Origin of the sequence: Aquimarina litoralis, from assembly GCF_039523995.1 — a bacterium.
In the GTDB taxonomy this organism is placed as follows: Bacteria; Bacteroidota; Bacteroidia; order Flavobacteriales; family Flavobacteriaceae; genus Aquimarina; species Aquimarina litoralis.
Map to the genome: position 1 here is coordinate 1,071,224 of NZ_BAAAGE010000002.1, position 13,939 is coordinate 1,085,162.

Genomic DNA, 13,939 nt, shown 5'->3' on the forward strand with positions numbered 1-13,939 from the left:
TAATGTTTTTGAAAGGATAATTGTATACGATCACATTCCTATTTTGATCCTTTTAACAGAACTATAAAACTTGTCTAATTTTTGAAGTATCTTCCTTATTTTAGCCAAATGATTACAATCGTCCTTCTTGGTGCCGGAAACGTAGCTAAACATCTTTATGAAGCCTTTTTGCCGCTAAATTTAGTGAAAGTCATACAATGCTATAACCGAAAAGGAATACCTATTCACGAAAACCAAGAAGAAGTTTTCGTAACGGATAATCTGCAGAATTTAAAAAAAGCGGATTTATATATACTAGCAATAAGTGATGACGCGATTGTAGAAGTTTCTGATCAACTTCCTTTTCAAAATCGGTTAGTTGTGCATACTTCGGGTAGTGTTCCTATGAAATTTATGAACGATAAGAATATAAGAGGTGTTTTCTATCCTTTACAAACATTTAGTGCCACAAAAGAGGTAGATTTCACCAGTATTCCATTTTGTATCGAATCTGAAGAAGAAAATGAGCTTATGCTATTAAAAAATGTAGCATCTCAGCTATCAAAAAAGGTTTATGAAATAAGTTCTGATCAGCGAAACATACTACATGTTGCCGCTGTTTTTGTAAACAATTTTACCAATTATCTATTTTCTTTGGGAAATGATATATGCAAAGAAAATGATGTTCCGTTTGAAATATTACATCCACTAATTCAAGAGACTGCGAATAAAATAACAGAAATGAATCCGGATAATGCTCAAACAGGACCTGGAATACGTAATGATATACAGACCATTAACAGGCATTTAAAGCTCTTAAACAACGACTCTCAAAAACAATTATATACCGCGCTTACAGAAGCAATACAAATTAAATATGGAAAAAAGTTATAAAGAATATTTACAGCATATTACTACATTTATTTTCGATGTAGATGGTGTTCTCACCGATGGAAATGTTATCATCAATACAGAAGGAGAATTATTAAGAACAATGAACGTCAAAGATGGTTATGCATTAAAAGCTGCTGTACGTCAAGGGTTTAATTTATGTATAATTTCTGGAGGAAAAAATGAAGGTGTTAGAAAAAGACTGGAAGGATTAGAAATCACAGATATTTATTTAGGTGCTCACCATAAAATTGAACAACTAAAAGAATATATGAACAGAAAAAATATAAAGTTAGAAAATGTATTATATATGGGGGATGATATTCCGGACCTACCTGTTATGGAAATGGTAGGACTACCCACATGTCCTCAGGACGCTGTAGCCGAGGTTAAAGAAATTTCGAAATATGTTTCTTTTAAAAAAGGTGGAAAAGGATGTGTTAGAGATGTAATTGAACAAGTCTTGAAAGTGCAAGGGAAATGGATCCAAAATTATAACGCGAAAGCTTAGTCAAAGAAGACTTAGAACTGATCAATAAACGAGATTATTTATAATTCTTAATTAACAAAAAATGATGAGTTCCTTTCTGAATACCCTAATCATTAATAATTTAAAGCTGTGAAATTAGTATTCGCTACTAACAATCTTAATAAATTAAAAGAGGTACAAAAATTATTACCAAGTCATATTAGGTTAATAGGACTTTCAGAAATTGGATGTACCGAAGAAATTCCGGAAACCTCTGATACTATAGAAGGTAATGCCATTCAAAAAGCAACATATGTAAAAAAGAACTACGGATATGATTGTTTTGCCGATGATACTGGTTTAGAAATAAAGGCATTAAATGGTGATCCTGGTGTTTACTCTGCAAGATATGCGGGAGAAGCTAAAGATGCTGAAGCCAATATGAAAAAAGTGCTAGAAAATCTAAAAGATAAGAATAATCGTGAAGCACAATTTAAAACGGTAATTTCATTAATAATCGGTGAAAATATGAATACATTTACCGGTATTTGTTCAGGAAATATTATTTCAGAAAAAAAAGGAACTCATGGTTTTGGGTATGATCCAATTTTTCAACCAAAAGGTTATGATCAAACTTTTGCTGAGCTAACCTTAAGCGAAAAGAATTTAATTAGTCATAGAGGAAAAGCGATCAAACAACTAGTAGAATTTTTAACTAATTAATCCGCCACGGGAAAAGCAAGCATTTCCCCCATGCCAACAGTAAAAAGCCAATTCCCATAGATAGCATGTTCTATAGATACTAGTGTGGTCGATTTTGTTCTTTGATATGTAAATGCAAATAATAAGCCACCAATAAATGTAAGTAATTGCACTAGAAAACTTCTTAGAAAAATATGTGCTAGTGAAAATAATATGGCGTTAATAAATATAAATAACCATTTGTTCTTTAATAACGCTTCGTACCTATCGTAAAAAAAAGTTCTATAAATAATTTCTTGTGGCCATACAGACAAAAACGTGTAAATAAATAAGATCATTACCCACGTTCCAGGTTTTTTTATTAAAAAAGCAAATAGCTTATCCGGTGCAATCCAAAGTACATAGAGGCTTGTAACAATTATTATAATGGCTAACTTTATGATTGTTTCTTTCCAGAATGGCTTCCAAGTAAGTTTATTCGGTTTCTTAAGCTCTAAAAGGCCTGATCTCCTAAGATGCAAAAGTATATAGATGAAACCGACAAGCGTGATTCCAACTTTTATCAAAATATGATAATCAAATAGAAAACTAATTGGTAGCAAAACAAATAAAAAAAGTAGCTCTAAACCTCTGGCTAAAGTAGATGACATTATTTCAATTTTGTACTAATTTCAGCATAAAATTCGAAACAACTTATTTTTTAACAAATAAAAAAGCCTCCGGGCAAGAGGCTTTTTTGAAACAAATCAAATTTTGGGAAAATATTTAATTACTGAGGGTAATTAAAATTAGTATTCAACAATACTTTAACAACTAAATTTAATTTATATCAATCTTAAACAACACTTCAAATATACAGGATAAGTACATATAAACCTGAAAATAAACGACAAAAAACACTAAAAATGTCGATTAAGTGCTTTTTTATATCGATTAAGTGCGGTTTTCCAGTAAGTTTGCTATATATTTAGTTTGTTTTCCAAGCTTTAGAAAAACATGAAAAGAGTTTATGCATAAAAAAAAGCCTCATGGGGTACGAGGCTTATTGGCTATTGGGGCGAAATAAATTTGGGGCTAAAAAAGGTAGTTCGATAGGTTCTGAAGAACCTTTTTATAATGGGGTAACATTAAAACTAATTCAAAAAAACTTTAATTATTTCACACTTCAAATTTACATGACACATCAATATTTAACCGATTATCATATATCAATATTTATTAAAACATCGATAAAAAGCATTTTTTATCGATAAAAGTAATTTTTAGTATCAAAAAACCAACTTATTCCTATAAAACCTAAAAAAGACTTACGCTCATTTAACTTTGAAATATGTGCAAAAAAAAAGCCTCATTTCTGAGGCTTATAATTTTCAAATTTAACTTAAGGGGGGATTAAATTTGTTAGGGACAAAAAAACGTAACAATCAATTCCAATTTTTCTCTTTCGGTATATTTTAATAAATCAATTCTCTTATTTGATATTTCAAAGGTATTTTAAATACTCATATATCACCGAAATGATGATTCAAATATAAAACAAAATATCGACAAAAAACAAAAATAACCGACAAAAAACATATTTTATTTCAATAATGAATAGAAAAGTAATTTTTATCCTGAAACAAAAAGATTACGTTGCATAAAGTATATTAATATCGTAACATTACATTCTTAAATTTTGAATACAATTTATGGACAGTCAGCAAATCAATCCTACCAATCCCCAAAACGAAGAAATTATTGAAAATAAAGAATTGAATATTTGGGAAGCCTTAATTCCGATTATTGCTTTAGTAGGAATGTTATTCTACAATGTTTACTACGCTTTCGGTGATGATGCGTTAAGTGGTAGTAATCAATTTATTTTACTTTTAGGAGCTGCTGTTGCAGCTATTGTTGGTTTCTTTAATAAAGTATCCTACAAACAGATGATGGAAGAAGTAGCCAGAAATGTAAAATCTACTACAGGTGCATTGCTTATTTTGTTAATGGTAGGATCTCTGGCTGGTACATGGCTTATTAGCGGTATCATACCAACCATGATTTATTATGGTTTACAAATTCTAAGTCCTAGTATATTTTTAGCTGCTTGTGTAGTTATTTGTGCGATTATATCGATCGCTACAGGAAGTTCTTGGACTACTTCTGCTACCGTAGGAATTGCTTTGATTGGAATCGGTGATACCTTAGGAATCTCTTTAGGTATGACGGCTGGAGCTGTAATCTCGGGAGCGTATTTTGGTGATAAAATGTCTCCTTTATCAGACACAACTAACCTAGCTCCTGCAATGGCAGGTGGAGAATTGTTTTCTCATATAAAATATATGACTTATACTACGGTTCCAACGGTTATTGTAACACTAATTGTATTTATTATTATTGGTTTTACTTTAAACACTTCGGGAACTCCAGAGATTGATCAACAATTGCTAGCGATAGACAGTGCTTTTACCATTTCGCCATGGTTATTTATTGTTCCAATAATCGTAATAGGTTTAATCATCAAAAAAACACCACCTCTTATTGCCTTATTAGCAGGAACATTGTTAGGTGGAATAGCGGCTATTATCGCTCAGCCAGAAATCGTTATGAATATCGCTGGTAGTGATACATTAACTTTGAATTCGGCTTATATTGGTGTTATGAAAGCGATGACCGTAGATACCGCTGTAGAAACTACTAGTAAAGAATTAAACGATTTATTTACTGCAGGAGGTATGTCGGGTATGCTCGGTACCATTTGGTTAATTGTTTGCGCTATGGTATTTGGAGGTGTAATGGATGCAATCGGAGCATTAGCAAGAATTAGCAAAGCACTATTAAGTTTATTCGATTCTGTATTTGGTCTTTTTGCCAGTACTGTAGCTAGTTGTTTAGCTTTAAACCTAACCGCCTCTGATCAATATTTAGCGATTGTAGTTCCTGGTAGAATGTATGCACAGGCATTTAAAGATAAAGGACTTGCTCCAGAAAATTTAAGTCGAACTTTAGAGGATTCAGGAACTGTAACCTCTGTTTTGGTTCCTTGGAATACTTGTGGAGCATATCAAAGTGGTGTTTTAGGAGTACCAGTCGTTGATTATTTCTTTTTTGCCATATTTAATTGGCTGAGTCCTTTTACTACATTGCTTTTTGCTGCTTTTAGAATTAAAATAAAGCAATTAAACAGTTAGTTTTATACTAGTAAAATCATGTTTTTTTTGAGTACATGTACCCAAAAAACATAAGGTTGTTGAGTCTATTTTTGCCCGAAAAATTAACTCAAAAACTTTAAAATGATTTTTTTAAAACAACAAAAAAAGATTGCTAAATGCATTATTGGTTCAATACTTTTATCAAGTATTCTTGCCTCCTGTGAAAACGAAAACCTTCAGGATGATTTTTTAACAGAACAGCCTTCTAACAAAGTGCTTAGTAAAGAAAAAATCAATCATTTTATTTTAGAAACTACAGACCAACAACAAAAGTCTTTTGATTGGAATATGGCTACTGAAGAAGTACTTTGGAGTGCTATAGTGCATTCTAATTACGAGGTTATGATTGGTTACAAAAAAGATGGATGGAATGATAATGAAACCAGAGACTATATGTTTAATTACAAGAAAAGTCTTGATGAAGATATCGTATATATAAAAGACAATATGATTGCTAATATATTGGAGTCTAACCAAACTTCAATGAAAACACTAAAAGAAGAAGCAATTATAGAAGAAGCAGACAATTTATTAAGTATAACTGCTAAAATTTCAGATCTTGAAACTCTAAAAACATTACTTTCCTCTCCTAATTTAAGATATCTAGAACCTATGTATGACATTTATTACAATAATCATACAGAAGATTATGATGCTAAAGACAGTGGAGACTTGGGATGCGGAGAAGATAATCCAAGATATGATTTAAGAGTAAATTATGATTATATCAACCTACATCCAGGCGGAAAAATGGGTTGGAATTTTAAGTACCACAAAATTAAGGAAACTTGGGATTGGGGTGGAATTACCACCAAAGGAACCGGAAAAGGAATAGGAGTTGCCATTCTGGATACTGGATTAAGCCATAGACAAGAACAACTAATTGATGGTTTTTCTCAAGGAAATCAATACATGTTTAATGAAGGATTGGTTTCTAATAGAATCATTAGATTTTCTGACCAATATGGTTCTAACGGTTCTTACAGAATTGATGATTGTGGTCACGGAACCGCTTTATCTGGAGTAATAGCATCGCCAAGAGCGAAATATGGTATTCATGGAGTGGCTTACGGATGTAACTTGTACAACTATAGAGCTAACAGTGATGTATTTATAAACGGAACCAGAGATATTACTGCAGTAGCTAACTCTTTTATTTCTGCAGCAAATACTAGTAATGTACGAATTATTAGTATGAGTATGGGTTCTGTAAGCAGATCAAGCAGAATTGCAGATGCAATAGTATATGCGTATAGAAAAGGAAAATTAATATTCTCTGCCGCAGGAACCATAGAGCTAGGAAGCTTTGTTTCTGGTCAATATCCGAATCTTGCTAATATTGTATTTCCAGCAAACATGACCGAATATAACGGAGATGTAGTGTATGGAGTAACAGGAATAAGAACTAACTATACGGCTTGTACCAAATGTGTAAAAGGTAAAAATGTTGATTTTGCAGTAGTAATGGAACAATTAAATGGTACACAAGCGCTTGCCACTGGAAGAGGTGGATTATACACAACTACTATTGGAGGATCTTCTGTAGCTACAGCAACAATGGCTGGAATTGCTGCTTTAGTATGGGGTAAAAACACCACACTTCCTAGAGCTGATTTGGTTCTTGCATTAAAACAAAAATCAGACTACCCATTTAGAACCAATCCAATCTTTGGATATGGAAAAGTAAACACCTTAGAAGCATACAAATATTTTGATCTATTTGGTGGATTAGGTTTATAAACATTATAATATCAACTACCCTTTTGTATAATTATCACGAGGGTAGTTGATTCCTACTATACTATTGGTGTTGGTTTTTTATCATTATCGATGGCTACAAACTTAAATAATCCCGAAACTGCTATCTCTCGGTCATAACTATACATTTCTTCCTTATATATATCCACTTTTACCATACAACTCGTTCTTCCTACCTCTTGAACTTTAGCAACCAATTCAATAATGGTACCTTCTGGAATTGGTTTTTCAAAATCTATCTTACCGGTAGAAATGGTAACCACTTTTTTTCTACTAAAACGAGTAGCACAAATAAATGAAACCTCATCCATAAGCTGCAGCGCAGTTCCTCCGAATAATGTTTCATAGTGATTTGTTGTATTTGGAAAAACAGCTTTGAAAATTCTTGTTTCAGATTTTTGAATCAATTCTTCAATAGTATTCATATAATAGTGATATAGTTTTTTCTTATTAGTTTAATCCATAAAGATACCTCTTATAGCTGTATCTTTGCAGCATATTTTTAAAATTCTAGAATGGAAATTATAGAAAGCTTACAATGGCGCTATGCGACAAAAAAATTTGATAATACTAGAATACTACCAGAGGAAAAAGTCAATATACTTATCAAAGCATTTAATCTTACTGCTACCTCTTATGGATTACAACCTCTAAAACTGGTCGTATTAAAAAATAAAGAATTACAGAAAGAACTTACCGCACACTCGTGGAATCAACAACAAGTTGCAGATGCATCACATGTATTTGTTATCTGTATTGAAAAAACAGTTGGGGAAACGTATATCACCAAATACTTTGATCACGTAAAAGCTATCAGAAATACTCCCGAAGAAATATTAAAACCTTTTAGAGAACAACTCATAGACTCGTTTAAAACCAAGGAGGCAGATGAAATTGCTAATTGGGCAGCTAAGCAAGCCTATTTAGCTATGGGGAATCTATTAACAGTTTGCGCAACTGAAAAAATTGATGCATGTCCTATGGAAGGTTTTATTCCAGAAAAGTATGATCAAATTCTAGAATTATCAAAACGAGGACTTACTTCTGTATTGGTCTTACCAGTCGGATATCGTGCTGAAGATGATATGTTTGCTACCTTAAAAAAAGTAAGACGTACAATAGACGAAACAGTAATTGTTTTATAACCATATCCTTGGCAAGATATTTGGTATATGAAAATTATTATAATTTTGTAGTATCTAAAACTTTATAAAAATGAAAAAGATCATATCGTTTTTAATATTCATTTTTGTGATATCATCATATAGTCAGGAATCAAAATTAAATTGGTTAACCGATTTCGAAACCGCAAAGGAAGTATCAAAAGAATCCAAGAAACCTATATTAATGTATTTTACTGGTAGTGATTGGTGTGCTCCTTGCATTATGTTAGAGCAAGACTTCTTTTCTACCGAAAAGTTTAATAGACAATCACAATCCGTGGTTTTACTTAAAGTAGATATTCCAAGAAGAATGGATATTCTAACGGAAAACCAACTAAAAGCAAATAAAAAATTAGTAAAAGTCTATAATAAGGAAGGTGGTTTTCCTAATATCATTGCGATGAATCATAAAGGTAAAGTAATTGACACAGAGGGTTCTTACAGTGCTTCGCTTAGAGATCCTAGTAGATACTTTGCTTTTGTTTCTAAGATTATCGATAATTACTAGTCAAAAAGATAAGATATCCTTTATATTTTCAAAACTCTTTTCGGTATTTTTGCCGAAAAGAGTTTTTAATTTTAAGACTATACCTATGCCAGGATTTGAGCTATTTGGAACTGAAGAACAAAAGGAAGTGCAAGATGTATTAGACAATGGAGTTTTAATGCGATATGGTTTTGATGGAAATAGAAATGGACACTATAAAGCATTAGAACTAGAAAAAGATCTTGCCGAAAGAATGCAATCAAAATATGCTCAAGTAGTATCTAGCGGAACAGCAGCATTAACAGTAGCTTTAGCTTCTGCAGGTGTTGGTTCTGGTGATGAAGTAATCATGCCTACTTTTACATTTGTAGCAAGTTTCGAAGCCATATTATCGGTTGGTGCTACTCCTATCCTATGTGATATAGATGATACTTTAACTTTAGATCCAGAAGCCGTAAAAGCTGCAATCACAGACAAAACTAAGGTAGTTATGCCTGTACATATGTGTGGTTCCATGGCTGACTTGAAAAAATTAAAAACCATTTGTGATGAGCACAATTTGATTCTATTAGAAGACGCATGTCAAGCTATCGGTGGAACATATGATAATAAACCACTGGGAAGTTATGGAGATTTAGGATGTTTTTCCTTTGATTATGTAAAGACGGTAACCTGTGGAGAAGGTGGTGGTTTGATCACAAACTCCAAACAATATGCAGATCATGCTCATAAATATCAAGATCATGGACACGATCATATAGGAAACAATCGTGGAGCAGAAACACACCCTTTTCTTGGATATAACTACAGACTTTCAGAGCTTAATGCTGCAGTAGGGATTGCTCAATTAAGAAAACTGGATAGTACATTAGCACTGCAAGAGAAAAACTATACTATACTTCGGAATGCTTTATCGGAAATTCCAGAGGTTACTTTTAGAAGAGTTCCTGAAACAGGAGTAGAAAGTTATGCTTTTCTAAATATCTTTTTACCTACTGAAAAACTGGCTAAAAAGGCGCATACTGCATTTGGTGAACATGGAGTAGATGTTTGTTTTTATTGGTATGATAACAATTGGCATTATTATAGAAAATGGGAACACCTTTTAGAACCTACTTCATTAAATAAACTTTCTCAAGAACAATTAGCAGGTTTACAAAAAAACAATAAATCTTTTGATGCTAGTGATGCTTGGATGGGTAGAACAATCTCTTGTCTAATTAAAGTAGGTTGGACAGAACAAGAAGTAAAAGAAAGAGCTTCAAAAATGATTGAAGCTCTGAAAAGTATTTTATAGTTGTATTTTTAATAATTTACGTATTCTAAGATCTCTAACCCATATCCTATCATACCCACTCGTTTTTGTTGGATACTATTAGATATCAATCGTAATTTATGAATATTTAAATCATGTAAGATTTGTGCTCCAATTCCAAAATCTTTGGAATCCATAGCCATTTTTGGTGCTTTTACCACCTCATCTCCATTTTGGGCTTCGCTTAAAGCTTTTAACCTATTTAACAGGTTAAAAGACTGACTTTCTTGATTAATAAAGACAATAGCTCCTTTTCCTTCTTTATTAATAGTGGTAAACATCGCATCTAAACGTTCATCCGCATTGTTTGTTAAAGTTCCGAGAATATCGTTATTAAATAAAGTGGAATTTATTCTTGTTAATACAGGTTCGTTATCAGCCCAACTCCCTTTTGTTAATGCAATATGAATTTGACTATTGGTAGTTTGCTTATAGGCTCTTAATCTATATTTTCCAAAACGTGTTACAATATCAAAATCTTCTTTCTTTTCGATAAGAGAATCGTGTTGCATGCGATATGCTACTAAATCCTCTATTGAAACTAGTTTAAGATCATATTTTTTTGCTACTTCTACCAATTGAGGAAGACGTGCCATACTACCATCTTCATTCATGATTTCTACAATAACTCCTGCTGGTTTTAAACCTGCTAGTCTTGCAAAATCAATCGCTGCTTCTGTATGACCTGTTCTTCTAAGTACTCCTCCTTCTTTTGCTTTCAAAGGAAAAATATGTCCAGGACGTGCTAACTCGTGAGACTTAGTATTTGGATCAATTAACGACTGAATGGTCTTAGCACGATCGCTTGCAGAAATACCTGTAGTAACACCATTCCCTTTAAGATCTACAGAAATTGTGAAAGCTGTTTCCATAGGATCGGTATTATTATCTACCATCATATTCAGCTTCAAATCCTTACAACGCTGTTCTGTTATTGGAGCACAAATTAACCCTCGACCATGTGTAGCCATGAAATTGATCATTTCGGGCGTAACTTTTTCAGCTGCAGCTAGAAAATCTCCTTCATTCTCTCTATCTTCATCATCCACAACTATAATCACCTTTCCTTGGCGAATATCATCAATAGCTTCTTGGATGGTATTTAGCTTAACCTTGTTTTTAGTGTCCGTAATTTGTGACATATGAATCCAATTCTTTATTAAAAAGCAAAGGTACTTTATATAATTCTTAAATGGAAAGTATCGATGAATTATCTGATTTTTCTTATGTCTTCTTTAATCAAACGGCGATAATGAAAATAACCTAAAATATAAAAAGGCATCCCTAAAAGAAAAAATATCAAGCTAGGTCGATCAGTTCTACTCTTTATTAATTCATAAAACCTACTATGGTTTACTAATGATATTATAAAAAACACTAAATAAGTTATATTAATTAACACATTAAAAACTAACAACATCACCTCCGTTTCAGTTGGTAAAGATTCTGCTGAAATTATTTTCACAATTAGATTCACAAAAATTGAGAACAAAGCTATCGTGATTGTCAAAATAGAATATTCATTAAAATCTCTGTAATATTTTTCAGCTTTATTAAAATCTATATTATCTAATTCTCCACGTAACCTCAGGTCATTTATAGAAATTCCTCTCTCATCTAATATCTTCAATGATGCATTTCTATAAGACTCATCAAAATCATATTGTCGATAATTTTTTACAATATCCTTTAATTTATGAGTATCGTAATCTAATAGCAGTTCATACTTGGAAATATCAACATCTTTTTCAAACCGTTCTTCATTACTAAAATTCAAAGTATCCTTTACACCCTCCTTTTTGTCTTTCTTCTTTGATATTCTAGCAAAGAAATCACGAATAGGTTGCATGACAATATCAAAACTTACAAATCCTCTATCTCTTGTAGCTCTATAAGTAAGGAAGATACTCAAAGGAAAAATTATGAAAGTAGACAACCAAGAACCTACAAATGGGGGAATTCCGCCTTCTTCTGCTCCGTTCTTTGCAAATATTCCTATAAAATGATATGAAAGAAATAATACTACTCCAATAACGATAGGCAGTCCTAAACCTCCTTTTCTAATAATCGCTCCAAGTGGTGCTCCCACAAAAAACAATAGTACACAAGATATTCCTAATGCATACTTGTCGTGTAATGACATCTCATACTTATTAAGAGCTCTCTTCTTTACTTCTACTGCTCTCTTAGCCGTTTGAATTCTTCTAATTGCTCCATCTACATTAGAAAATGCAAGATTATATATTTGAGATTTTTGTTTAGTAGTAAATCGATCTTTAATTAAATCTAGTGTGTCTTTTGTAGCTTTTTGTAAGGTATCTATTTTTAAGTTTCGATTTAACTCTTTAAAACCATTCCTTCTATTCACATCATCACCAGCAGACTTATACTCTGTATTAACCTGTATTGATAATGTATCTATTTCATTTTTAAGCCCGTTCACATTTAGCATATTATATCCTTTACTATACTGTTGTGCATCCATATCAACATTATCTAATGAAGATAAATCGATATTTAAAACGTATTGCTTAAAATGTGTTTTTGCAAAAGGTAATTTCTTTCTTTGTTTAGGAGATTTTTGTTGAATCTCATCATAATAATTACCATCATTAAGAACCAATGTAATAAGATCAGAGTCTATACTTCCTTTTAACTCACCATCGGTAGCCTTAATTACCGTAAAGTTTCCAACTCTAGCAGCTTTTTTATGGATAATCACATCTTTCAAAAACTGATCGTTGTCTCCATATTTTTCCGAGACTCGAATATTAATATCTCCTAAATCATTAAACTGATTAGGAGTAATAACCATTGCTGGCTTGACCTTTACTATATTTTTCCGAAGATTTACAAACTTTCTCTCGGAATTAGGAATCACAGTATTAGAAAACAAAAATGCCCCAATACCAACAAAAAATATAAATACAGATAATGTCCTCATGGCTCTTTGCAATGAGATCCCTGATGATTTCATCGCTGCGAACTCATAATTCTCAGCAAAATTACCAAAGATCATAATAGAAGTAAGTAAAATAGTAAGTGGCAAAACCATAGGAATTAACCTAGGCGTAGCATAAGTTAAAAACTTAATAATTACCGAAAAATCTAAATCTTTCCCTGCTAATTCTGATATAAATAACCAGATGGTTTGCAACAAAAGAATGAACATTATAATGATAAAGAGCGGAAAAAAAGTCTTTAAAAAAGTTGTAAGAATATATCTGTCTAATATTTTCACCTATTCGTATATATAAAATATAATCCCGAATAACTTCGGGATGTTTATGATTTACTAATAATGCCTAAATATATAATTAATCTAAACGATTGATGTAATAATTAGCATACTTTGATTCATCAAATACAAATAATGTACTGGACAAAGGCTGATTTGTCTTAAAACTATTTACAGTTATAGTAATATTAGTTCCATTATTTTGCATTAAAATCAATTTATAAATATGTTTTGTCTGCTTATCAATTCCTAATAATATCTCCTTAAGGTCGCTATTAGAATCTATAGGATTTAATTTCACAAACTGAATTTTTCTTCCTTGTACATTTTGTACAATATCCATTTTTGAAGTATATCCATCTTCATAAAATGTCAGCATTTTAGAAGGTGTAACACTGGCTTCATCTTCGGGACTTTGCGAAGAAATATTAATTTCTTCATCTTCAGGAATGATAATATGCAATTTATTTCCGTCATACATTTGTTCAGTTCCCATAAGATTTAATCGATACTTCTCTCCTAATAAGGTGACATCTCCTCTTGTCTCTTGAGATACATTTTCTGCAGGATTATTTAAAGCATACTTAAATCCAATTACAATATTATCGTAGCTTCTTACTTTTGCTGACACTTCATCCAAAAGCTTTTTAGCATCTTGGGCCTGTGCATTTGTTATAAAAAGTGTTGCTATTGCCAAAAAAAATATTCTTCGTATCATTCTGTAATCTTTGTGTAGTTTAAAT

13 protein-coding genes are annotated in these 13,939 nt (G+C 31.9%); 8 read left to right on the forward strand and 5 right to left on the reverse strand.

Annotated elements, in window-relative coordinates; genetic code table 11:
* Positions 1-108 precede the first annotated feature (108 nt).
* The 3 genes from ABD077_RS13735 (at position 109) to ABD077_RS13745 (ending at position 2,062) form a co-directional block, all read left to right on the forward strand.
* Positions 109-873: a Rossmann-like and DUF2520 domain-containing protein gene (locus ABD077_RS13735; protein WP_343912860.1), complete on the forward strand. Its 765-nt coding sequence runs from the start codon at positions 109-111 to the stop codon at positions 871-873.
* The gene (locus ABD077_RS13740) at positions 857-1,381 is read left to right on the forward strand and encodes a KdsC family phosphatase (protein WP_299600343.1); all 525 of its coding nucleotides are present in this window, start codon (positions 857-859) and stop codon (positions 1,379-1,381) included. The genes ABD077_RS13735 and ABD077_RS13740 overlap by 17 nt, the downstream gene beginning before the upstream one ends.
* A gap of 108 nt (positions 1,382-1,489) precedes the next feature.
* Complete coding sequence (locus tag ABD077_RS13745; protein ID WP_343912861.1) at positions 1,490-2,062, forward strand: non-canonical purine NTP diphosphatase; 573 nt, start codon at positions 1,490-1,492, stop codon at positions 2,060-2,062.
* Here the strand turns inward: ABD077_RS13745 and ABD077_RS13750 are convergent.
* Positions 2,059-2,691: a CPBP family intramembrane glutamic endopeptidase gene (locus ABD077_RS13750; protein ID WP_343912862.1), complete on the reverse strand. Its 633-nt coding sequence runs from the start codon at positions 2,689-2,691 to the stop codon at positions 2,059-2,061. The genes ABD077_RS13745 and ABD077_RS13750 overlap by 4 nt on opposite strands.
* Before the next feature lie 1,041 nt (positions 2,692-3,732).
* Between ABD077_RS13750 and nhaC the strand changes: the two genes are divergently transcribed.
* Positions 3,733-5,214 carry a Na+/H+ antiporter NhaC gene (gene nhaC, locus ABD077_RS13755; RefSeq protein WP_343912863.1) on the forward strand — a complete coding sequence of 494 codons (1,482 nt, stop codon included), beginning with the start codon at positions 3,733-3,735 and terminating at the stop codon, positions 5,212-5,214.
* Positions 5,215-5,316: 102 nt separating this feature from the next.
* The gene (locus ABD077_RS13760) at positions 5,317-6,975 is read left to right on the forward strand and encodes a S8 family peptidase (RefSeq protein WP_343912865.1); all 1,659 of its coding nucleotides are present in this window, start codon (positions 5,317-5,319) and stop codon (positions 6,973-6,975) included.
* Between the two features lie 56 nt (positions 6,976-7,031).
* Here the strand turns inward: ABD077_RS13760 and ABD077_RS13765 are convergent, their stop codons facing one another.
* On the reverse strand, positions 7,032-7,418 hold the full coding sequence (locus tag ABD077_RS13765) for an acyl-CoA thioesterase (protein WP_299600333.1): 387 nt from the start codon (positions 7,416-7,418) through the stop codon (positions 7,032-7,034).
* Positions 7,419-7,508: 90 nt separating this feature from the next.
* On the opposite strand from ABD077_RS13765, the gene ABD077_RS13770 reads away from it, so the two are divergent.
* The 3 genes from ABD077_RS13770 to ABD077_RS13780 all read left to right on the forward strand — a co-directional run bounded on the left by ABD077_RS13770 (position 7,509) and on the right by ABD077_RS13780 (position 9,940).
* Positions 7,509-8,138 carry an NAD(P)H-dependent oxidoreductase gene (locus ABD077_RS13770; RefSeq protein WP_343912866.1) on the forward strand — a complete coding sequence of 210 codons (630 nt, stop codon included), beginning with the start codon at positions 7,509-7,511 and terminating at the stop codon, positions 8,136-8,138.
* Positions 8,139-8,208: 70 nt separating this feature from the next.
* Entirely contained in the window at positions 8,209-8,664 is a 456-nt protein-coding gene (locus tag ABD077_RS13775; protein ID WP_343912867.1) for a thioredoxin family protein, read from the forward strand.
* A gap of 85 nt (positions 8,665-8,749) precedes the next feature.
* Entirely contained in the window at positions 8,750-9,940 is a 1,191-nt protein-coding gene (locus ABD077_RS13780; RefSeq protein ID WP_343912868.1) for a DegT/DnrJ/EryC1/StrS family aminotransferase, read from the forward strand.
* 8 nt (positions 9,941-9,948) lie between these two features.
* Here the strand turns inward: ABD077_RS13780 and ribB are convergent, their stop codons facing one another.
* The 3 genes from ribB to lolA1 form a co-directional block, all read right to left on the reverse strand.
* Complete coding sequence (gene ribB / locus ABD077_RS13785; protein WP_343912869.1) at positions 9,949-11,100, reverse strand: 3,4-dihydroxy-2-butanone-4-phosphate synthase; 1,152 nt, start codon at positions 11,098-11,100, stop codon at positions 9,949-9,951.
* A gap of 68 nt (positions 11,101-11,168) precedes the next feature.
* A complete protein-coding gene (locus ABD077_RS13790) occupies positions 11,169-13,199 on the reverse strand; it encodes an LptF/LptG family permease (RefSeq protein WP_343912871.1) in 2,031 nt (676 codons plus the stop codon).
* A 76-nt stretch (positions 13,200-13,275) separates the two neighbouring features.
* Positions 13,276-13,914, reverse strand: a complete 639-nt coding sequence (lolA1, locus tag ABD077_RS13795) for an outer membrane lipoprotein periplasmic chaperone LolA1 (RefSeq protein ID WP_343912873.1) — start codon at positions 13,912-13,914, stop codon at positions 13,276-13,278.
* Between the last annotated feature and the right edge of the window lie 25 nt (positions 13,915-13,939).